Origin of the sequence: Anabaena sp. FACHB-595, assembly GCF_048568275.1 — a bacterium.
Taxonomy (GTDB): Bacteria; Cyanobacteriota; Cyanobacteriia; order Cyanobacteriales; family Nostocaceae; genus Trichormus.
Genome location: NZ_CP183473.1, coordinates 3195150 through 3219785 on the forward strand (window position 1 = coordinate 3195150; position 24636 = coordinate 3219785).

The window sequence follows — 24636 nt, forward strand, 5'->3', positions numbered from 1 at the left end:
AGAAAGTTCGTAGATGTCGATAATACTGCTTTCCACTCTCGCTACCTTTTCTTTGGCTGAAGCTTGTTTAAAAATTTGTCGAGTTGCTGCTGATTTAAACGCGCACCTGCAAAATCTGATGGTGTGTAACCGCCACTATTTGGTGCTTGGCAATGTTGAATTATTGCTTGTAATGTTTTAATGAATTGCTGGGCTAAATTTTCAATGGTCGTTGTGTCATGTAAATTGCGACTGTATCGCCATTGAATTTGTAACTGAGATTGGGCTATCCAAGCATTGATATTTAATACATATCGACGCTGATTTAGAGGATGTGATGATAATCCTGTAGATTCTTTTGCTAGTCCCAGAATCCATCCTTGGGAGGTGAATAAATCTAGTTGTCCCAAGTAATTAAAACTAATAGCAGATTGGGGTAGTGATTGTAAAGTTTGAGATATCTGTTGATTCGGATTTAAATATCGTAGCAGCCCATAACTAATACCTTTTTGCGGAATTTCTCTAAGTCTTTCCTTTACATATTTTAAATTCTCTTCCAGGTTATTTATATTTTTTAATTCTAAAAATACTGGAAAAATGGTAGTAAACCAACCTACTGTCCGAGTGATGTTGATATTAGCAAATAAATCTTCTCGTCCATGCGTTTCTAAGTCAATCAGTACAGAATTTTGTTGTGTCCATTGACTATAAGTTAGTGCTAAAGCGGTTAATAATACATCATTGATTTGTGTCTGGTAGGCTTTGGGTACTGCTTCTATTAAGGCGCGAGTTTGACTAATATCTAGCTTAACCTGAATTTCAGCCTCAGATGCAATGTTATTATCACCTTTACCAATCTTATCTAAAGGTAATTGGGGTAATTGTTTAGGGAGAATTTCTAACCAAGTTTTGAATTGTGCGACAACTTGATCAGATTCGGCATAATTAACTAAATTTTGCGCCCATTCTCTGAAAGATGTGGTTTTTAGTGATAGTTTTATAGATGTTTGCTTGGCTTTTAGCTGTTGATAGGCTGTGACTAAATCTTCTAGCAAAATGCGCCAAGAAATTCCATCAACGACTAAATGATGAATGATAAATAGTAGGCGATGATTTTGATTATCTCCTAGTTTAAACAAGGCTACTTTAAATAGTATCCCCTGAGCTAAATCTAAACTAGCTTGCAGTTGAGATGCGACTGATTCAATTTGCTGGGTTTGCTGGTTTGCTGAGAATCCATTTAAATCAACAACTGTGAATATCTCCCCATTCTCGAAGGTAGGAATTATATCTTGCTCCCACGCACCATCTAAGGAAGAATTGATAAAACAAGAACGCAATACATCATGATGTAATACTAGTTCCTCAATTGCCTGTTTTAAGTAATCTACCTCTAAATCTGCCGCTACTTCCAAAAGCACAGCTTGGTTAAAGTAATCCCATTTGTGCAAATTTTGCTCAAATAGCCAATGTTGAATCGGCGTTAAGGGGACTATTCCCGTCGCTATCCCTTGTTCTACTTGAGTTGTGGGCGCGATTTCTATCACAGTTGCTAGTTCTGCGATGGTTTGATGCTGGAATAATTGCTTGGGTGTTAACTTTATTCCTGCATTATTCGCCTTTGCTACCATTTGAATACTCAGGATGGAATCTCCCCCACGCTCAAAGAAATTATCATGAATACCAACGCTAACACCGAGAATTTCTGTCCAGATTTCTACTAGGGTGGCTTCTATGGCGTTACGTGGTGCGACTTGTTCTGATTCTGGTTTGGCTGCGGGTGCGGGAAGTTGTTGTTTGTCAACCTTCCCATTGGTTGTTAATGGTAATTGTTCCAGCCAGACAAAGGCTGAAGGTAGCATATAAGCTGGTAATTTGGTTGCTAAATATTGCCGAAAATCTACCGTTTGCTGATTCCCGACAAGATAAGCGACTAATTGAGACGATTGGGGGTGAACTTTCTGTAGGATGACTACAGCTTCTTGTACTGAGGGATGAGCTTTTAAAATTGCTTCAATTTCCCCCAATTCTACCCGAAATCCGCGAATTTTTACTTGATCGTCTAATCTGCCTAAGTATTCTATTGTACCGTCACTGAGGTAGCGGGCGCGATCGCCTGGTTTGTAGAGAGTGTTGACTGTTGACTGTTGACTGTTGACTGTTGACTGTTGACTAATAAATCTTTCTGCGGTTAATTCGGGGCGATTTAAGTAACCTCTGGCGACTCCCGCACCACCTATGTAGAGTTCTCCGGGTACGCCGATGGGAACGGGTTGTAAATAGCGGTCTAAAATATAAAGTCGTGTATTGGCAATAGGACGACCAATAGGTACATTACCCTTGCTTGATTTTCCTTGTGAAGCATCATAAATACAGCACCCCACAACGGTTTCTGTGGGGCCATATTCATTAATTAACTTTGTTTGGGGAAAATAACTGCGCCAAAATTCTAAATGTTGTTCCGTTAGTGCTTCACCACCAATGATGAATGCTTGGGGGTATCCTGCTGGCACTTTTTGCGGTAGAAGTTGAGACAGTATGCTTAAATGAGCAGGGGTAAGTTTAACTAAACTAAAATTCCTTGCAGAACTGAGGGCGTTTTTTAGTGCTTCGATTTCCTCGGCTTCTGGTAGCAGTATTACCGCTTTCCCTACGAGTAGGGGTGTATATAAACTGGTAATGGTAGCATCAAAGCTGATGGCAGATTGTACAGGTACACCTACACCTAAATCTACTGGATAGGTTTGAATCGCCCATTGTAAATAATTAGCTAGTCCTCGATGGGTAAGCATTACGCCTTTTGGTTTACCCGTCGAACCAGATGTGTAAATTATGTAAGCGAGGTTTTCACCTGTAACTATGTTGGGTAAGTTTTCTGTGGGATTTTGAGCTATGCTTTGCCAATCTTCATCTAAACAGATTACAGTTCCTTGATAGTCTGGTAATCCCGTCACCGATGCAGCCATTGTTAATATAATTCTCGGTTGAGCATCCCCCAGCATATAAGCTAAACGTTCGGGAGGGAGTTTGTTATCTAGGGGGATGTACGCGCCTCCAGCTTTGAGAACTGCTAGTAAGGCTATAATTAATTCTGGCGATCGCTCTAAATAAATTCCTACTAAAGACTCACAACCTACGCCTAATTTTTGTAAATGATGGGCGAGTTGATTAACTTTGCTGTTCAGTTCTTGATAGGTAAGGGTTTGCTCTTGATAACAAACAGCGATACTATCGGGTGTGCGCTGAACTTGTTCCTCAAATAGTTGATGTAGCCATTTTTGCGGATAATCTACCTGGGTTTGATTCCATTCCACCAGAATTTGATGCTGTTCTTGGGGGGTGAGAATGGGAATTTCAGAAATTTTCCGGCTGGGGTTTTCGACAATGGCTGCTAGGATAACCCGCAAGTGCTGAATCATCCTGGTGATAGTCTGTTGCTGAAATAAATCTGTACAATATTCCATCACCACTAGCAAACCTTGGGAACGTTCCACTATATGACAAGTTAAGTCAAATTTGGTTGCGCCAGTTTCTACCCAAGTTTGCTGAATTTCTAAGTCTGGTATTTGTAAATCTAACTGGGAATCATTCTGCAACTGATAAGCTTCGTTTTGTACCTGAAACATCACTTGCACTAAGGGATTATGGCTCAAATCCCGTTCTATTTGCAGTGCTTCGACAACTTTGGCGAAGGGAATTTCTTGATATTCAAAGGCTTCGGCGGCGGTGGTGCGTATGCGTTCGAGAAGGGTGGTAAAGGTGGGATTTTCAGATAAATCTGTGCGTAATACTAACGTGTTGACGAAAAAACCAATTAAACTTTGTATTTGTTGGCGATCGCGGTTTGCACTCGGTACTCCTAAAACAATCTCGTCTTGCTGACAATAGCGATGTAGCAACACTTTAAAAGCTGCTAACAACAACATAAACAGCGTTACACCTTGCTGTTTACTCAATTGTTTCAGGGATTCTGAGAGAGTTTTGGGCAATAAATATGACTCGGTTTTCCCGTTAAACTTTTGTAGTGCGGTGCGTGGGTAATCTGTTGGTAGTTCTAGGGTAGGCAATTTGGCTAATTTTTGTTGCCAGTATGCCAATTGTGCTGCCATTTCTTCTCTTTGCAGACATTCTCTCTGCCATAAAGCAAAATCTGCATACTGATTTGATAATGCAGGTAGAGACGGTTGCTCATCGTTGATGAATGCACGATAGCAAGTTGCTAATTCCCGCAACAGGATGCCCCGTGACCATCCATCAGCGATGATATGGTGTAGTGTTAGCAGTAGGGTGGCTTGATTTGGTGCGAGGCGAATTAATTTCACCCGCATTAGGGGGGCTTGAGTTAAATCGAAGGGTTGACTGGCTTCTAGTTTGGCTAAATCTTGGGCTGTTTGTGCTTGTTGTTGCGGTGGTAAGCCTTGTAGGTCAATAATTGGTAGTTGTAAGTCAATATTTGCCGCAATTTTTTGATAAGGTTTACCTTCTTGGGATAAAAAGGCAGTCCTTAAACTTTCGTGGCGTTGGATAATTGTTTGTAAACTGGCTAATAAAGTCGAAATTTCTAATTTTCCTGCTAATTGCCAAGAAATTGCAATATTATAGGATGAATCGCTGGGGTTGATTTGATGCAGAAACCACAGTCTTTCTTGGGCTAAGGAAAGGGGTAATTCGGTGTTATTGTTGCGGGGTGGAATAGTTTGGCTAGAATTGGCTTTTTGGCGGAGTAGTTTTTCTAGTAAGGCTCGTTTTTCAGGCGTTAGTGAGGCTAAACGGCTTTGTAACTGCTGGGGGATGTTGGGCTGGGAGGATGTCATATCAATATGTACTTACTCTATAGAATTGCTGAGTAAGGTAGAAAGTATAAATTGCTGGAAGCTTGAATATTTATGCTAAGTATTTGAATTTATTATTGCAAGTTTCTATTAATAAGTCTAGGGGGTTATTGAACGCAGAGGGGAGGGGAGGTTTACGCAAAGGGGCGCGGAGGTTTTATGAGTTCGAGTATGTGGTGATGGAAGGGGCGGAGTGAGGAGCGATGTCCGACACTAATGTAGGTGATTTGGGTTGTTTGGAGTTGTTGATAAAGTTGGGTTTGATTGGTTTCGTCTAAGGCACTGGTGGCTTCGTCGAGAATGGCGTATTGGGGAGACTGTATTAGTAAGCGGGCAAATGCTAGTCTTTGTTGTTCTCCAACTGATAAGACTCTTTCCCAGTCGGTGATGCTATCTAAACCGTTGAAGCGTTCTATTAAGTCTGTTAAGTTTACTTGCTGTAACACTTGCAAGAGTTCATCGTCTGATATACTGCGGTTATTTTGGGGATATAGTAGCTGTTCTCGTAAGCTGCCGAGAATCATGTAGGGACGTTGGGGTAAAAAGAGTAGGTGCGATTTTGGATAGGTAATTTTTCCAGTTCCAGACTGCCACAATCCTGCTAATGCACGCAATACAGAGGTTTTACCTACGCCACTTTTACCGGTGATTAATAGGGATTCTCCAGGGGAAACAGTAAAGGATAAATCTTTGACTAAAATCTTTTGATAGTCGGGGGTGTGTAGGGTGACGTTTTGAAAACTGATGTAGGAATCTGCAAGTCGGTTAAGTATAATATACTGTTCTTGATTTAGATTGATGGGGTTTTCTAGTTTCTCAATGAGATTGTACAATTCATCTAACCGAGTGACGGCTGCGGCTAAGTTACTCAGTTGCTCAAATTGGCTAATAATTAAACCTAAAGCTAGTAAAATACTGCGGAAAGCTACTCCAGCTTGTGCGGATACGCCTATTTCTAGTTCTCCCGCTAAAATTCGGGGGGCTAATATAAATGTTGGTAGTAAAAATGTGATGTATTGATAACTGTTTTGAAATAAGTCTAAGCCTAATTGCCAACGAATTAAATGTGTAAAGTTGCTGACGACTCTGAGAAACCTTTGCCAGATTTCTTGAGATTCTACCGCTTGTCCTTGGTAAAATGCGATCGCTTCTGCATTATCCCCCACGCGAATCAAGCCGTAGCGTAAATCAGCTTCTCGTTTGAGTTGTTCAAAGTTAATTCCAACTAAGGTTTTGCCAAAAACTATGGTTGTGAATACTGTGCCAACTACAGCGTAAATGATTAAAAACACCATTAATGTCGGTGCAATGCGCCACAACACTCCAGAGAAGGCAATCAGTTGTAAAATTGAGTCTAATAGGACTATGGCAAAATACAGCGATTGTTGGGTAAAATTTTGAATATCTTCCGCAATGCGCTGATCTGGGTTATCAATATCCGATGTTGTCGTCAGGTGGTAAAAGTTGCGTTGATGCAGATATTTATTAAGAAAATATGTAGTTAACCACTGTCGCCAAGATAAACTTAACTGGGCTTGTAAATAGGTTTTCAGGGCGAGAATTGGTACACCGATGAGTAAAATTCCCAGGAAGATTACCACCGCTTGGATAAATCGGTTGCTATCTACTGCGGCTAAAGATGATTCTAGTTCACCGAGAAACAGACTTAAGACAACGGTGACTACTGTACCGATGAGTGAGAGACATAGTAACAGAAAAAGGAGTGCGATCGCTTGCCACTTTTTTTCTGAAAGCCAATAAAGTTTACCGATGCGCGAAAACTGTCTAAGCATTTTAATGAAAAACATCTGCGGGATCAGCAGAACGAAGTTTATTGGAGGCGATCGCAGCTGAAGCGAGACACATGATAAATGTTAAAATCAACACCATAACTGCCAAATCAGGTGTCATCGCCAGTTCCAGTCGTGTTAAATCTGCGAGAAAATGGTACATTCCCACAGAGATAAAAAAGCCTGGAATAAAACCTAATACTGTCAGCATTGCTGCTTCTTGAAAAATCACCAATAAAAGATAAATATCAGAATAACCCATTGCTTTAAGGGTAGCGTATTCAGCTAAATGATCCCTAACATCGGCATACAAAACCTGATAGACAATTACCACCCCAATAATAAATCCCATAACTGCACCAAAACTAAAAATCAATCCGGCTGGGTTTTCTTCTTGATATTTCAATTCTTTAGCTATCAATTCTTGATGAGTATAGACACTAATACCAGGAACATTCTTTTCAATACCAGCCTTTACTGCTTCTGGATTCACACCGGGGTTTAAAATAACTATACCAATGCTGACTCTATTTAAAATATCCTTACCAAATATTTCTGCATAATTAGCTTCACTAGTAATCACATTACCTGTACCCAGAAAAAATGAATTACCCAGATTAAATAATCCAACGATATCAGCCTTACGCCGATTAATTAAAGCTGTCAGTTGATTATTTTTGTTACTACTAAAATCTTGGACGACAGTTCCCAACTCTTGTTTAGCGAACCGATCAAATATAAAACTATCAGGTACACTGATTTTATGGCGTTGAGCATTCACTTCAGGAATATTAAAAACTTTCCTATTAGGATTAAAAGCAATCACCCGTGCTTCATAAGATTGATATTCTTGTTTATAAGCCCAAGCAACACCAGAATTAATATAGAGAGGAATAGTATCAGCCACACCTGCAATTCCCGCCGCTTGATAAAGTCGCAAACGGTCAAATTCAATTGAACCCAAAAATCTAGTATCTGGGTGTACTAAAAATAAATCTCCCTGAAGACTTTCCGGTAAAGCCGTAGCCCCACTAGTAAATAATTGCCTAAATCCCAACTGCATAAAAATTAATATATTGGCAAATGCAATTCCTCCCATCGCTACCAAAAGACGAGTTTTTTGATATGATAATTGCGACCAAGCCAACGAACGCTGAAATTGTACTTTTTTAAAAATATATAACATTAACAATTCTTAGTATACTCAATAAAAACCTTAACTAACCCTTTGCGCCCCTCCGCGTTTAAAACTCCAAAAAACTACCCCCCAATATCAATCTTTACCCTTACCAACATATAAGTTAAAGCAGCAATTTTAGAATTATACTTAGGGTCAATTCGCACCTTAACAGCAATCACCCGTGAATTATCATCCGTTGTAGGGCCTCTTGTATTAGCTGCATTTTGCAGAGTCCTTTTACCAATTTGTAAAGCAATCTGTTCAACAGTACCTTTAATTTCACCGCTAAAACCGCCATACTCGCTGCTAATAATTGCCTTTTGTCCTCGACGCACTTTATCAATATCAGTTTCCGCTACTTCAGCTACAGCAAACATTTGGTTAGTTTGAGCAATTTCGACAATTCCTTGATTTGTATTTACCTGCTCACCAATACGAGTATTTATTTTTAATATTTGACCAGCAGAAGGAGCGCGGACTTTGGCATTTTCTAACTGAGCTTTTCTTTGAATGACAGCGATTTTAGCTTTCTCTAAATGCACTTTAGAAATTCTGACATCTACGGGACGAATTTCTTTTAATTGTGCTAATGTCGCCTCTTCTTGAGTAATTTGTGCTTGTAAAGTCGTGATAGTTTTCTCTAATTCTGCTTGGCGTTCCATCAAGGTAGCTTCAGCCGTAGCTAATTCTCTTTTAGCTGTGTCTGCATCTGCAATTGAAATAGCACCTTCAGTAGATAAATCTTGGCGACGTTGATAAGTTAATTGTGCTTCTTGTAGGGTTGCTTCTGCACTATTTATAGCTGCTTGCTTTTGGGTAGTTTCTGCTTTCAACTGCGCTTCTAAACGAGCAATAGTAGCCCTTTGTGCAGCCATTTCCCCTTGTTTCGCTTCACCTTGTTCAACCTTTAAAAGTTCCGCCTCATGCAAGCGTACATTAGCCTCGGCATCGCGTAAATCTGCTTCTAATTGGTCAATTCCTTGTAAAATTGCGATAACTTGATTGGTTTTAACAAAATCCCCTTCCTTTACCAAAATTTGGTTAACTCGACTATCTTGAGCATTAGGAACAGAAAGTTTAATTACTTCTCCTTCTGGTTCAATTTGTCCCAGTGCAATTACAGCAGTCACAGGTGCAGGTTCGACTGCAATTTGAGCAGTAGAATTAATATTCGCCTGTGATGTTGTACAAGCTGTAGATAGACTCAACAAGCCCAAAATAATTGTTAAGTTACACCATTTTTTCATGAACTTAAAACCTAACCAAAACACCCCTACACCCTTACACCAACCATTGATTTTTTATTTTCCTGCATCAGCTTTAATTGATTGACAAATGGTAGACTTGCCATCACCAAATCGTAATCTTGCACAAAATCAATTAAGCAAGCAATTTCATCAACACCAGCCGCTTGGATTTGTTCAACAAAGGGAAGACAACTTGCAGGAGTGCCAATGAGCGATCGCCCTTTCATAAATCCTTCCACGCCAAATTGCAGTAAACTATCAATATCATCTTCCGAGAAGTTTTTGATACTGACATTTAACCCCATACCCTTAGCCAGATTTTCCAGCAAGTCGTAGTGAGTTTTGAGATAATTGCAAAAAGGCTGCGTAACTTTTGCTTTCACATCATTGATATCATCCCCCAAAAAGGTATGAATCATCAACGCCACTTTCCCCGATTGGGGGTCGTGTCCATGTTTGGCTAAAGATTTCCGATAGAGTTGAATTTTTGGAACAATATCATTAAGAGTACCACCTAATAAGGAAGTCAAAACATGAGTTCCTAATTTTCCTGCTTCCACAAAGGTTTCTGAAGATTGACAAGTCATCCAGACGGGTAGTTCATTTTGTACAGGTCGAGGTAGTGTTTTTACAGTGAAAGTTTTCCCTGTAGCATCTTGACGTTCAATAGCTTCACCCCGCCACAGCTTCCGCATCACCTCCAAATCGCGCCACATCACAGCTTTGCGTTGAGCATGGGGTTCACGAGCCAAGACAAAATCATCCACAGTCCAACCAGAAGCAAAAGCGATCGCTACCCGACCATGTGATAAATTATCCACAACAGCCCACTCTTCCGTAGCCCGTACAGGGTCATGTAAAGGTAACACAAAACTCCCAGCCCGTAGCTGCACCCTTTCAGTAATCATCGCCAAAGCCGCACTTGTCAGAGTTGGATTAGGGTACAGACCACCAAAAGAGTGAAAATGCCGCTCTGGAGTCCAAACAGCCGTAAAATCATTAGTATCAGCAAACTTAGCACTCTCTATCAAAAGCTGATATTGATTCGGACGAGCAACAGAACCATCACCATCAAAATAAAACAGACTAAAATCCATACTTTTAAAACCTCTCTAAAAAATATCAGTAGAGACATAGCAACGCTACATCTCTACTCCGCGTACCTCTGCGCTTACCTCCGCGCTACGGCAGTCGCTTCAAGTCGGCAAAGCCGCCCAACGCGCTGCCTCCCCTCTGCGTTTAAACTTCATTTAAACAACAGTAAACGCCGCAGAACTCAGACTACTAGATTGAACAAACTTCAACACAGCCAGAGCCTCATCACCGACCTGAATCAGCGTATCCAAACCACTTTGACTGAAAGTTAGTTGCTCAAAAGTGATACCACCACTCAAACCAACCTTTTGACCCAAACTGACTTGGAAATTGTTGATAGTGTCAATACCCGCACCTTGAGCCACAACTATAGTATCTTGACCACCATTCAAGAAGATGATGTCATTACCAAGACCACCATTAATCAAGTCATCACCAGAGCCACTGTAGATAATGTCATCACCAGCACCGCCCAGTAAAGTATCTTGACCACCATTACCATAGAGGAGATCATTACCGTCACCCCCATCTAATAGATTGTCGCCAGTACCACCAGTTAAGTAATCATTACCAGCACCACCAAGCAAGGTATCTGTACCAGCACCACCAAACAACGCGTCATTACCCTCGCCACCATCTAAGAGGTCGTCACCAGCACCGCCAAATAGCTTGTCATCACCGCCTCTAGCATAGAGTATGTCATTACCACCATTACCAAACAGGCTCTCTTCCTCGTCAGTCCCAATCAGGGTATCATCACCTGAAGTCCCAACGGGGTTAGTGGGTTGTTCTGGAGTCAGATTAAAACTAACTGTGTACTCACCATTTTCAATTCCGAAATCAGCGAATAGCCAACCAGAACCACTACCAACCACATTCGGATCATAATAGTCATTACCAATCTGACTGATGCCAACATAGTAAGTACCAGTTGTTTCAGCGGTGAACTCTAAGTAAGGGTCATTAAAGGCTGAGAACACCTCATCCGGTGCGGCTTGAAAGTCATCAAAATCGGTCTTCGCCAGTTCATTACCTTCTGCATCAAAGACTCGCAACTGTGCATACAGTAACTTAGAATCAATTTCCGCCGCATCAACGTTAATTGACAGCTTCTCCCCTACCTTGAGATTGACTTTGTATAGGTCTACATCCTCAGTTCCGTCAACCTGAATACGTTCCTCACCTTCCCCGACGGTATATTCAGCGATTTCGCTATCAAAGGTGACTGTGGTGTTAGTTGTAGTCAACCCAGTTGCGATCGCAGTTGCTAGAGTATCATTAGATTCTTCTAAGGAACTAGGAGCTAGTTCTGGTGAATCCACTAGTGTCAATGTACCGCTATTAGCTAGGGGGTTAATTTGATAACCATCACCAGCTAAGAGAGTTACAGTAGCCGTTTCGACACCTTCAGCGATATTATCGTTGGCGATCGCTACACTTAAACTCGCAGTCTTTTCGGTAATCTTCAGAGTGAAGGTATTATCTGCGGCTGAAAATCCCAGTAATTCCCCTCCCTCTACCACCAAGCTATCTGTGACAAAGTTTTCAGCAATATCAGTCACGCTGACGGTGACAATCACCCCTGCAACTGGTGGGGTAGCACTCAAGCTAAAATTCAACTTGGCTACCGTTCCTTCTGTCTCAATCAACACCTGTGGTTCAGTGCTGAGACTAACCTGAATTTCCGACTCAGGAGTATCTTTAATTGTGATGACAGCCGAACTCTGTTCTGGATTGACAGTGTAACCGACTCCAGGCTTGACCTCAAAATTAAATTCCTCAATCCCTTCAACAATGTCGGTACTGTTAAATACAGGTAAGGTAATAGTTGCAGTTTGAGCCAACAACTTAAAATAGAAGCCACTAACTGCACCATCGGCGATCGGTACACCACCAGTAAACTGTGCTTGGAAGATGCTAAACTCATTCAAGGCATCCTGAGCATTGCCACTGATGTAAACTTGTACACCTTCTGCTGGAGGTGGTTCACTCAGAGAAATGGTGATTGTGAAAGAAGTTTCCTCAGACTCAATTAATTCTGTGGTGCTAAATGCCAAACTGACTTCTGGAGTCACCGAGGGAGCAGGAACTTGCTCTAGGGTATCGTAGAAGGTGACAGTAGAACTGCTAGCAGCCGGATTGACTTGGTAGCCAAGGCTTTCCACAATAGTAAATGTAGCCGTTTCTGCCCCGTCAGTTTCCGCTTCCTCTCGATTTGTGGGATTGAGGGTAATCGTAGCAAAAGATTCCGTCAGCCTGAACCTAAAGCCAATAGCCTCACCAGCTTCGTTGTAAACAGCATCCAGAAATTCCCCACCACGACTAAAGGGTTTACCGTTGAGATTCCCCCCATAAGGGACTGAATAATCTTCCTCCAAACCACCAAAGTAATCTGTCAGAACAATATCACTGGTAATAAAAACATCAATCCCCTCTTCGGGAACTTCACCACCAGCAACCAAGACAATATTCAGTGCAGAACCCGCATCTTCCCCAGATGTTTCCACCAAAGCCGGGGCTAAAATTTGAAAATCGCGGTTCTCGAAATCATTATTGTAAGTTCCGGCGATCGTTTGTAGAAAGATGGTAGGGCCTGCGCCATTACCAGGGGGAATTTCCGTCGCTCCAGCTACAAAGCCAGTGGGGTTGTTGAGACTGATGTTGAGGGTATACTCACCAGTACCATACTCATCCGGGTCGGTGCTGCTATAACCATTACCACTAGCAGGTTTGTTGGGGTCATACTCACTGTTGTTATACAGAGTCACGCCCACATAGTAAACACCGTCACTAGGCGCAGTAAATTCAATGTAGGACTGGAAACCAGAGTCAAAAACTTCATTTGGGGCTGCACCATCATCATTTGATGCTAATTCTGTACCACTGACATCGAACAGACGCAACCAAGTATCTACCTTTCTCCCATCTGCAAATTGATTGGAGTCAGTATCAATTTTGATAGTGTCACCAGCTTTCAGTTCAACTTTGTAGAAGTCTACATCTTCGGAAGCATCTACATAAACTAAACCGTTGTCAGTGACGTAGCTATTATCAAAATCAAAATCCAGGGTGCTGTTAATAGTAAAGAAAGGCGCATCTGCACTCAACCTTGTATCAAAAGCTGTGTCAATTGTGTCGTTGGGTTCGCTAACTTCACTCAAAGGTGGTGCTAATTCAGGTACATCAACAATCGTAAAATTACCAGAATTCGCAGCCTGATTCACCTGATATCCTGCACCTGGTGACAGGCTAAACACTACCTGTTCATCAGATTCAGCCACACCATCCGCCTGTATAGGTAGCTGAATTGTTGCCGACTTAGCAGTAATTTTTAAGTCAAATCCATCACTGCGGACAGCGACAATTTCCCCTCCCTCAACTTGGATAGCATCAAGGTTAAACTCGTTCAGGTTGGGAGCATTTACCGATACAGTCACACCTGCGGCTGGTGGCGTAGCACTGAGATTGAAAGTATGTAGTGATATAGTGCTTTCCGACTCAATCAGCAATTGTGGAGAAGTGGTGAGACTGACTTGAATTTGGGAGGTTGCATCATCTACAACTGTGATAGTAGCTCCTGATGCAGTTTCATTAATCGTATAACCTGGGGCTGATTGCAAATTGAAAGTCAATTCTTCAATACCTTCAACGGCATCATCAGCAAAGGCTGACAGAGTAATACTAGCGGTTTGCTCAGTGATTTTAAAGTAAAAACCGTTGGCAGCAAAATTAGGTGCAGGGAAAACTCCCCCCTCAACTTGAGCATTGTAAACATCGAATTCCGATATATCCCGTCCTGCGGGGTCGCCTTCGCCACCAGTTTGAGTATTACTCTTAACATAAACGAGTACACCTCCGGCTGGTGGTGGTTCACTGAGGGTAAATCTCAGTGTAGTAGTATTACCTTCAGCTTCGCTAATAGTGGCATTTTCCACACTCAGGCTGATTTCCGGTGTCACACTAGGGGTAGGTACTTCCTCAAGGCTGGCGTAGAAGGTGACTTCTGAGGAACTATCACCGATGCTGTAGTCATCGCCTGCTTCCAGAGTGAAAGTTGCTGTTTGCGTCCCAGCACCGTTATCTTTAACAGCAAGATTGATTAACGCATTTGCTTGAGTCAGTTTAAATTTAAATCCAGTAGCTTCCCCATCTGCGTTGAATACTGCACCAACAAATTCACCGCCAGGAGAAAATGGTTCAAGTCCCAGATTGCTGAAGTTATCACGGAAAGCAATATCACTATTCACCGTGACAATTAATCCTTCTGCGGGAACTTCGCCATCAACACTAAACACAAAAGTTAGCAGAGAAGTACCATCTTCTAGGGATTTGACAATTGCTGATGCGACTAAATTATCTTGAGAGTCAAAAGCACCAGCGATCGCATTGAAGTTTACTAAACTTGTCATAATAGGGTTTTCCGATTCATGAAATGTTTACTCAACAAGTGTTCCGGATCGGTTTTCGAGAAATACTCCGCGTAACTCTGCGTCCCTCTAAAATTAATTAAGGCATTGCTGAATTGAGGTATAAAAATCAACTTATACTTTCATTCAGCCATGCCAAAACGGTGAATGGTCAATAACTAACCATTCACCACACAATCATTAGACCGTTGTAAAAGCTGAAGAACTCAAATCACTAGATTGAACAAACTTCAACACAGCCAGAGTTTCATCACCAACTTTCACCAACGTATCCAAACCGCTTTGAGTCAAAGTCAATTGCTCAAAGGTAAGTCCACCACTCAAACCAACCTTTTGACCCAAACTGACTTGGAAATTGTTGATAGTGTCAATACCTGCACCTTGAGCCACAACCACAGTATCTTGTCCACCATTCAAGAAAATGGTGTCATTACCAAGACCACCGTTAATCAGGTCATCACCAGAGCCACTGTAGATGATGTCATTACCAGCACCACCTAGTAAAGTATTATTACCATTACCACCATAGAGGATATCGTTACCGTCACCTCCATCTAAGAGGTTATTGCCAGCACCACCAGTTAAGTAGTCATTACCAGCACCACCTAATAGGGTGTTATTACCAGCACCACCAAACAGCGCGTCGTTACCGTCGCCACCATTTAAGAGGTCGTCGTCAGCACCGCCAAACAGGTAGTCATTACCCAGACCACCAAAGATGCGGTCATTGCCAGCATTACCAAACAAACTGTTGTTATTGCCATCACCAACTAGGATGTTGTCACCAGCATCACCAACAGGATTGGTTGGGGTATCACTGATAGTCAGAGCAATACTACCAGCATCAGGGCTGACTTGATACTGTTCTCCATCCACCAAATTGAAGGTTAAGCTTTCAATACCTTCATTAGCACCATCATCAAACACCTTCAGGCTGAGGGATGCTGTCGGTTCGGTTAAAGTGACGAAGAAACCGCCACCAGTGCCATCTGGTTCAGGGAAGCCAGCAATACCTTCCCAGGTGACAGCAGGTGTACCATCTTCATTAAAGATAACAAACTCACCTAATGACGCTCTGGTGGGACTGAGGACAAATATTGTCAAGCCTCCCTCTGGGATTTCGCCATCTACACTGAAGTTAACAGTTAGGGTATCACCTTCTTGCAGGTTGGTTTGTGTAGTAGAGATGCTAACTACTGGCCCGACACCTCCAGGTACACCATCAATAAAGGTGACATCTGCGGAAGTTGCTGCGGGGTCTAGTGCATAAGCTTCACTGGCTAACAGTTGGTAGGTGTAGGTAGTGTCTGCTTCTTCTACGATGTCATCGAAGACGGGAATGGTAACGGTAGCAGTTGCTTGGGTTAAGCGGAACTCATAAGCTTGAGTGTCACGGTTAAAGCGTAAGTATTCAACACCTTCTGACTCAACCACTTGACGGAATTGCAGACCTTGCTCTACCGCCGAGGTACGGAAATCTCCACCAACGCTGACTACTACACCTTCTGCGGTCAAGTTGCCTTGGACATTGAATGTCAGAACTAAGCCTGTACCTTCAGCTTCATTGACTATTGGACTAGCTGTGAAACCGACAATCGGAGGATCACTAATAGTGAAAGTGATACTACCAGCATCAGGGCTAACTTGGTACTGTTCCCCATCAACTAAGTTGAAGGTTAAGGTTTCTACCCCTTCACCGGGGCCATCATCAAACACCTTTAGGCTCAAGGATGCTGTCGGTTCGGTTAAAGTGACGAAGAAACCACCGCCAGTTCCATCTGGTTCTGGGAAGCCAGCAATACCTTCCCAAGTCACAGCAGGTGTTCCATCTTCATTAAAGATGACAAACTCACCTAATGATGCTCTGGTGGGACTTAGGACGAATACTGTCAAGCCTCCCTCTGGGATTTCGCCATCGACACTGAAGTTAACGGTTAGGGTATCGCCTTCGTTGAGGGCTGTCTGCTCAGTGGAGATGCTAACTACTGGCCCGACACCTCCAGGTACACCATCAGTAAAGGTGACATCTACTGTAGATGCGGCTGCGTCTACTTTGTAACTTTCACTAGCTAGTAGTTGGTAGGTGTAGGTGGTATCTGCTTCCTCTACAATGTCATCGAAGACGGGAATTGTCACTGTGGCGTTAGCTTGGGTGAGACGGAACTCATAAGCTTGGGTGTCACGGTTAAAGCGTAAGTATTCAACGCCTTCTGACTCAACTACTTGACGGAATTGTAACCCTTGGGCGACTGCTGAAGTACGTAAGTCTCCACCAACGCTGATGACTATGCCTTCTTCTGGAATGATGCCTTGGGCATTGAAGAACAGCACCAAGCCTGGCCCGTCTGCTTCGCTCACTACTGGGCTGGCTGTCAAACCAACTACTGGTAATTCACTAATAGTGAGAGTGATACTACCAGCATCAGGGCTAACTTCATACTGTTCCCCATCAACTAAGTTGAAGGTTAAGGTTTCTACCCCTTCACCAATACCATCATCAAACACCTTCAAGCTCAGGGATGCTGTTGGTTCGGTTAAAGTGACGAAGAAACCACCACCAGTTCCATCTGGTTCAGGGAAGCCAGCGATACCTTCCCAGGTGACAGCAGGTGTGCCATCTTCATTGAAGATAACAAACTCACCTAATGATGCTCTGGTGGGACTGAGGACAAATACTGTCAAGCCTCCCTCTGGGATTTCGCCATCGACACTGAAGTTAACGGTTAGGGTATCGCCTTCGTTGAGGGCTGTTTGCTCAGTGGAGATGCTGACGATTGGGCCGATACCTCCAGGTACACCATCTACATAGGTGACATCTGCTGTAGCTGCTGCTGAGTCTACCGTGTAGGCTTCACTGGTTAGTAGTTGGTAGGTGTAGGTGGTGTCTACTTCTTCTACGATGTCATCAAATACAGGAATTGTCACTGTGGCGTTAGCTTGAGTTAAGCGGAACTCATAAGCTTGGGTGTCACGGTTAAAGCGTAAGTATTCAACGCCTTCTGACTCAACCACTTGACGGAATTGCAACCCTTGGGCGACTGCTGAAGTACGTAAGTCTCCACCAACGCTGATGACTATGCCTTCTTCTGGGATGATGCCTTGGGCGTTGAAGAACAGCACCAAGCCTGGCCCGTCTGCTTCACTGACTACTGGGCTGGCTGTCAAACCAACTACTGGTAATGCACTAGGAGTCAAGTCAATAGTGAGGTCGTATGTGCCAATATTCGTTCCAGAGGTGGGGATAATCCGACCGCCGCCACTACCTGCGGTGAAGGGGTCATAGTAACGGTTAAAGTTAGCTGCAACACCTATGTAGTAAGCACCATCTGCGGTAGCGGTGAACTCTAGGTAAGCATCACGGTTAGAAACAAATAACTCGTTACGGGCAGGGTCGTTAAATGATATGGCTAATTGTTGACCTGTGGCATCAAATAAGCGTAGTTCGGTATCAACAAACTGGGTGTTGGTAACTCCGTCAATATTAAAGGGCAGGGAGTCGATGTCAACTTTAATGGTATCGCCTGCTTTGAGTTCTACCTTGTAGATGTCAACATCTTCGGATCTGTCGATGAAGTTAGGCGCAGCATTACCAATTCTTGCTTGAATTTTGAATTGGGTATTGTCTTTAGTTAACTGTGTATCAACGGCTTGAGGAATAGTATCGTTGATCGCTGCTAGGTTGTTACCTTCTGTTTCAACTAACGGGACATCACTGGTATTGTCGTAGATTGTGAAGGTGGCAGTGTTAGCAGTGGGGCTAACTTCATAGCCATCACCAGGGGCGATGGAGAAGACTGCTGTCTCTACACCTTCAGCAATGCCATCATTGCTTATAGGTGTTCTAACTACAGCTTGATTAGCTGTGATTTTTAGACTAAAGCCATTTTCAGCAACACTGACGATTTCTCCACCAGTAATTTCTACGCCAGTCAGGTCAAATTCACCTAAACTATCGCTATTAACGAAGATGGTGAGACCTTCTGCGGGTGGTGGGGAACTGAGGCTAAAAGTATGTACGCCTACTGTGTTCTCTGACTCAACTAGAGTTGCGGGACTGAAGGTATATCTAACTAATACTTGAGATGCTGGTGTATCAGCAATGCTCAAGGTAATTGCTGCTTTCGCTGAGTCAATTGTGTATCCTGCACCAGTTTCTAAGCTGAAGGTGAAGGTTTCGATACCTTCAACTAGACCATCATCAAAGGGTGACAGGGTGATAGTTGAGGTTTGTTGGGTTAACTTGACGTAGAAACCACCTGCACGGAAGTTACCAATGGGGAAGGATGCACCGTTAGTTTCTATGTCAAACACATCAATGTCACCCAAAGCTCCAGTCACCCCACTGTTGACGTAGACTAATACGCCTTCTGCTGGTGGTGCTTGGTCTAGGGTAAATGTGAGTGTGGTGGTAGTACCTTCTGATTCAATCAGTTGGTTTTGGCTGATTTCTATGCCTACCTGCGGCACAACTGTGGGTACAGGTGCTTGCTCTAAGGTTGGGTAGAAGGTAACTGTAGAGGTGTCCGCATCTGGGTTAATTATGGTGTTGTTTCCAGCAGCCAAGGAGAAAGTAGCCGCTTGTGGTGATTCAAGTTGCAGACTGGTGGGAATAACAATGTTGATGAAGGCGTTATTCTGTGTCAGTTTGAAGGTAAAACCTGTAGCCTCACCTGTGGCTGGGTCATAAATCGCTTCGCCAATTTGTCCGCCCACAGTGAAAGGTCTGACTCTAACGGAGTTGCCGAAGTATTGCCGCAGGATAATGTCACTGTTGATAACAACCTCTGCACCACCTTCAGGAATTGCACCATCTGCTGTTAAAGCGATCGCTAATACTGCTGCACCTGATGGGGGAGCAGTCACTAGGTATGGAGACAGAATCCTTTCACCTGTGCCGGCGGATGAGTAAGTCCCTGTGACTGTTTCGATGGAGATGATTGGGCCATCACCTGTGGGAACTGGTGCAGGGGGATTGACAACCGTACCAACTTCTGAATTGAGGCTGAGATTGAGGGTATATGCCCCAGTAGTTGTACCTGTACCGCTTCCCTGGACGTTAGGATCGTAGGGGTTAAAGTTGGCTAGGTTGGGATTTTCAGCAGTGCGATCGTAGTTGGGATTGCTGCTGACACCAATGTAATAAACGCCGTCTGCGGTTGCAGTGAAATTAATGTAGGAGTCGTTGCGGGAAAGGAATATCTCGTTGGGGGCTGGGGCGATGCGGTTAGCTGCTAACACGTTACCTTCAGCATCAAAGACTTGCAAGGCTGAGGAAAGGGTAGAACCATTGATCTGTGCATCGATGTCAATCGCTAGGCGATCGCCTGCTTTCAATTCAACTTTGTACAGGTCTACATCTTCGGTGTTGTCAACGTATGTCCAACCTGCATCTGTGGGGTTAATTCGGTATCTATTTACACCGCTATAACCGATTTCCCCGGTGATTGATAGCGTGGGGTTAGCCTCACTAAGTCCGGTATCGTTGGCTGTAGCAATGGTATCATTGCTTTCTATTTCTGCACTTAGGGGTGTTAGTGCATCTACGATAGTGAAGATTGCTTGGTTGTTAGTTTCCCCAATGATGTAACCTGTTCCTGGCTGCAAGCTGAAGACGGCTGTTTCTGTACCTTCCGTGATGCCGTCATTTTTCACAGGTAAATCAATCACTGCTCGTTGTGCAGTCATACTCAAGTCAAAGCCATCTTCTCTGACTGCGACAATAGTCCCCCCAGTAACGCTAATTCCTGCCAGGTCAAATTCACTCAGATTTGGTGCGCTGACAGAAATCACTACGCCTTCTGCGGCTGGAGGCGCGCTCAAGGTGAAGGTGTGGCGGGAAACTGTGCCATTAGCCTCAATCAGAGTGGCTGGTGTTCTGGTGAGCGTGAGTGATGGTAGGGTCGATTCTGGGGTGTCTTGGATGGTAAATACCACAGTATTTTCTGTGGAGTTGACTGTGTAACCAGGATTTGCTACTACGCTAAAGCTTTGAACTTCTACCCCTTCTGTTACACCGTCAGGGAATGCCGCTACTGTAATACTGGCAGTCTGTTCGGTGATGCGGAAGTAGAAGCTATTAGCACCAATGAGAGCGGGGAACTCTCCACCTACGACTTCTGCTTGCAGGACATCAAAATCACTCAAGCTGGAGAATTGCGCGCCTCTGACTAAAACTACTACACCTTCTGGTGGTGGTGGTTCACTGAGGCTGAAGTTGAGGGTAACTGTGCCGCCTTCCGACTCAACTATGGTGGTGTTGGTGGCACTGAAGCTAACTTCTGGGGTGACGCTGGGTGCTGGTACGTCTTGCAGTGTGTTGTAGACCGGGAATGTGGTGGATTCTGCCTCTGAGTTGACACTGTAGCCTTCCCCACCTTGGATTGAGAAGGTAGCTGAGGCTAGGTCATCGGCTGCTAGTCCACTCTTGAGCCGGAAGACAATTAAGGAGTTGGGTGATGTGACTCTGACTTTGAAGCCAATACCGTTACCTGCTTCGTCGTAAATTCCCTCTAGAACTTGCGCTCCTGGTGAGAATGGTGTCCCATTTAATCCACTGACATATTTCCACAGGTCTAGGTCGGTGATGACATCAACTACTAAACCTTCTTCTGGGATTGTACCGTCTACATTCAGGGATAGGTTGAGGATGGCTGCACCTGTTCTGGTCGTGCCTTCTGCGTCTGTATATTCTGGTGATTTTACTAACCCATAAGCTAGTAGGTTATTTTGAGCATCTGCTGTTACGGGGGTAGCACTAATCCCTACTACGGGCTGTTCAATAGTCATAGTGTCGTCAATTGTTATGGTTACTTGGTTTGCTTCGGGGTTAACTTGATACTGCTCACCATCGCGGAGGGTATAGGTATAATTCCTTGGCCCATCTACTTCCCCGTTATTAAACACCGGTACTGTAATCGTTGCAGTCTGTTCGGTGATACGGAAAAGTACGGCACTGACAAATTCATTTGTGCCGACAATTGTGCCGCCTGTGGTAGTTAAACCAACAGGGTTGAGAGTATCTTCAGGATTACGGGGATTATCCACCGTCACGTTAAATTGAGCAATGGAGCGGGGTACACCACTATCTAGGTAGACGACAACGCCTCCTTCTGGGGGTGGGCTGTCGAGAGTAAAGGTGATAGTAAGGACTGTTTGTTCTGATTCAAACAGGGTGCTGGGAGTAGCAGAAACACTCACCACTGGCCCTACTCCTCCAGGTACTCCATCAGTGACGGTGAAGCTGGCAGAACTGGCTGCGGGATCTACTGTGTAACCTTCTCCTGCTTCGAGGGTGTAGGTAAAGGTAGCGTCGCTTTCTTCTAAGATGTCGTTTAAGACAGGCAGGCGAATTGTTGCCGTTGGTTCGAGGATGGTAAAGGTGAAGCTGCTCAGGTCTGTTTCGAGGGCAAACAGATCCAATCTTCCCCCAGTAACTCCAGTCTCTACCAAGGGACGGTCAAAGCGGTAGAAAACATTGGCTTCGGCATCAAAGCGTACTTGCGCCGCCGTGAACTGCCTCATGATGTTGGCAACATCACCTTGTAGACGCACGGTGATACCTTCGGGGGGAATACCGCCTGTGGTGTTGAAGGTTAATGTTAAGACTGTTCCTTCTGCTTCGCTGACTATCTCTGGCGATGCTGTGAGGCTAACTACTGGTATGGTTGATGGAGCAGTATCGTTAATTGTGAAGGTAATTGCGTTTTCACCAGGAACAAAGTCATATCCTGGTACGGGGCTAAGAGTGTAGGTAAAGGTTTCTGCACCTTCTACAACTTCATCTCTAAATAGAGGTAAAGTGATGGTTGCGGTTTGCTGGAGTAATCTGACAGTAACAGCACTAGATGTAGCATTAGCTCTTAAAAACCTTAATCCATCAAATGCTGCACTAAATACATCAAATTCAGCAAGCGATCGCCCTACGCCACTATCAAATGTAACTTCTAACCCTCCTTCTGGGGGTGCTTCACTCAGTTGAAAGGTTAAAACAATACTGTCGTTATTAGCCTCAACTAAAGTAGTCGGACTAGCGGTAAAGCTAATTGTTGGCATAGTTGCTGGTGGGTTAACTGTGATGCTAACTGTCGCAGGTGCAGAATTTACCTTGCTGTCGTTGGCTAGATAGGTAAAGCTGTCTGTACCTGAAAAACCTGCATTGGGTGTGTAACTAAATGAACCATTGCTGTTTAAGGTCAGACTACCGTTGCTGGGTGCTTGCACCACTGCGGCGGTGAGTGGGTCTGACTGAGCATCGGTATCATTGCTTAATACACCATTAGCTACGTCCACTATCAGTTCTTGACCGGCTGTTGTGATGTAGCTGTCGTTGACTGTGACTGGTGGGTCATTTGGTGGTGGCGGTGCTGCGTTGACTGTGATATTGACAGTAGCAGGTGTAGAATTTGTCTTACTGTCATTAGCTAAATAGGTAAAGCTATCAGTACCAACAAACCCTGCATTGGGTGTGTAAGTAAATGAACCATCAGTGTTGAAGGTGACGCTACCGTTGCTGGGTGCTTGCGCTACTGCGGCTGTCAATGGGTCTGATTGAGCATCAGTATCATTACTTAACACACCATTAGCCGCATCCACTACCAACGCTTGATCTGCTGTTGTGCTGTAGCTGTCGTTGACTGCAACTGGCGGGTCGTTGGGTGGTGGCGGTGGTGCAGTGACTGTAATATTAACTGTCGCCGGTGCAGAATTTACCTTAGTATCGTTGGCTAAATAGGTAAAGCTATCTGTACCCACAAACCCTGCATTGGGTGTATACGCAAACGAACCATCAGGATTGAGGGTGACGCTACCGTTGCTGGGTGCTTGCACTACTGCGGCTGTCAGTGGGTCTGACTGAGCATCGGTATCGTTACTCAACACGCCATTAGCCACAGCTACTACCAACTGTTGATCGGCTTGTGTGCTGTAGTTGTCGTTGACTGTAACTGGCGGGTCGTTTGGTGGTGGCGGTGGTGCAGTGACTGTAATGCTAACTGTCGCCGGTGCAGAATTGGCTTTAGTATCATTAGCTAGATAAGTAAAACTATCTGTACCAATAAACCCTGCATTGGGTGTATACGCAAATGACCCATCAGCATTGAGGGTGACACTCCCATTGCTGGGTGCTTGCACTACTGCGGCTGTCAGTGGGTCTGACTGAGCATCGGTATCGTTACTCAACACGCCATTAGCAACAGCCACTACCAATTGTTGACCGGCTTGTGTACTGTAACTGTCGTTGACTGTTACTGGCGGGTCGTTTGGTGGTGGCGGTGGTGCAGTGACTGTAATGCTAACTGTCGCCGGTGCAGAATTGGCTTTAGTATCGTTGGCTAAATAGGTAAAGCTATCTGTACCCACAAACCCTGCATTGGGTGTGTAAGCAAATGAACCATCAGCATTGAGACTGAGAGTACCGTTGCTGGGTGCTTGCACTACTGCGGCTGTCAATGGGTCTGATTGAGCATCTGTGTCATTACTCAATACACCATTAGCAACAGCCACTACCAATTGTTGACCGGCTTGTGTACTGTAGCTGTCGTTGACTGTTACTGGTGGATTGTTTGGTGGTGGCGGTGGTGGAACTTGACTAGGATTATCATAGAAGTTAACAGTGACCGCGCTGAAGTTTGGATCAACTGTATATCCTGTGCCTGGTTGTACAGTATAAACTACGCTTTGCTGTCCTTCAGGAATCCCATCTTGAAAAATGGGTACGCTGACGGTGGCAACTTGGGATGTAATGTTAAAGAAAAACCCGCTAAAGTCGAAGTCTCCCTGTGGAACACCACCACCAGTAAAGCTGATGGCAAATAAATCTAGTTGCGTTAAGGACTGGGGTACGTTACCTAAGAGATAAACTCTTACCCCTCCTGATGGTGGCGGTTCACTTAACTCAAATCTAAAGGTAAGTACGGTGTCTTGAGTCTCTATGAGGGTTGTCGTGTTGGTTGTAAACTTGACTGTTGTCATAAATAGTTTGCTACAGATGGGTCAATCTCGAATCTGATCGACAGAAATAACTGGGTTACTCTTCCTCCCAAGTCTTAACTAGGATCACATCGTGTAAAAAACTTAAAGCAGTTTCAT

General features: G+C 44.0%; 7 protein-coding genes. All 7 read right to left on the reverse strand.

The genetic code is table 11. The annotated features are described in order from the left end of the window. Positions 1 to 41 precede the first annotated feature (41 nt). Entirely contained in the window at positions 42 to 4793 is a 4752-nt protein-coding gene (locus tag ACN222_RS13230) for a non-ribosomal peptide synthetase (RefSeq protein ID WP_010996805.1), read from the reverse strand. A 152-nt stretch (positions 4794 to 4945) separates the two neighbouring features. Next, positions 4946 to 6604 carry an ABC transporter ATP-binding protein/permease gene (locus tag ACN222_RS13235; protein WP_231865546.1) on the reverse strand — a complete coding sequence of 553 codons (1659 nt, stop codon included), beginning with the start codon at positions 6602 to 6604 and terminating at the stop codon, positions 4946 to 4948. A gap of 1 nt (position 6605) precedes the next feature. Next, entirely contained in the window at positions 6606 to 7787 is a 1182-nt protein-coding gene (gene devC / locus ACN222_RS13240; protein ID WP_010996807.1) for an ABC transporter permease DevC, read from the reverse strand. A 74-nt stretch (positions 7788 to 7861) separates the two neighbouring features. Further along, positions 7862 to 9028 (reverse strand): HlyD family efflux transporter periplasmic adaptor subunit, encoded by a 1167-nt coding sequence (locus tag ACN222_RS13245; RefSeq protein ID WP_044523038.1) that lies wholly within the window; start codon positions 9026 to 9028, stop codon positions 7862 to 7864. Between the two features lie 26 nt (positions 9029 to 9054). After that, the gene (locus ACN222_RS13250; protein ID WP_010996809.1) at positions 9055 to 10125 is read right to left on the reverse strand and encodes an LLM class flavin-dependent oxidoreductase; all 1071 of its coding nucleotides are present in this window, start codon (positions 10123 to 10125) and stop codon (positions 9055 to 9057) included. Between the two features lie 153 nt (positions 10126 to 10278). Further along, positions 10279 to 14532: a pre-peptidase C-terminal domain-containing protein gene (locus ACN222_RS13255; RefSeq protein ID WP_010996810.1), complete on the reverse strand. Its 4254-nt coding sequence runs from the start codon at positions 14530 to 14532 to the stop codon at positions 10279 to 10281. A 198-nt stretch (positions 14533 to 14730) separates the two neighbouring features. Continuing rightward, a complete protein-coding gene (locus ACN222_RS13260; protein ID WP_010996811.1) occupies positions 14731 to 24519 on the reverse strand; it encodes an Ig-like domain-containing protein in 9789 nt (3262 codons plus the stop codon). Positions 24520 to 24636: the final 117 nt, after the last annotated feature.

Bases quoted from the DNA above. Each gene is read 5' to 3' on its own strand.
- ACN222_RS13230 (WP_010996805.1), bottom strand. From the start codon at position 4,793: ATGACATCCTCCCAGCCCAACATCCCCCAGCAGTTACAAAGCCGTTTA.
- ACN222_RS13260 (WP_010996811.1), bottom strand. From the start codon at position 24,519: ATGACAACAGTCAAGTTTACAACCAACACGACAACCCTCATAGAGACT.
- ACN222_RS13250 (WP_010996809.1), bottom strand. From the start codon at position 10,125: ATGGATTTTAGTCTGTTTTATTTTGATGGTGATGGTTCTGTTGCTCGT.
- ACN222_RS13245 (WP_044523038.1), bottom strand. From the start codon at position 9,028: ATGAAAAAATGGTGTAACTTAACAATTATTTTGGGCTTGTTGAGTCTA.
- devC (WP_010996807.1), bottom strand. From the start codon at position 7,787: ATGTTATATATTTTTAAAAAAGTACAATTTCAGCGTTCGTTGGCTTGG.
- ACN222_RS13235 (WP_231865546.1), bottom strand. From the start codon at position 6,604: ATGCTTAGACAGTTTTCGCGCATCGGTAAACTTTATTGGCTTTCAGAA.
- ACN222_RS13255 (WP_010996810.1), bottom strand. From the start codon at position 14,532: ATGACAAGTTTAGTAAACTTCAATGCGATCGCTGGTGCTTTTGACTCT.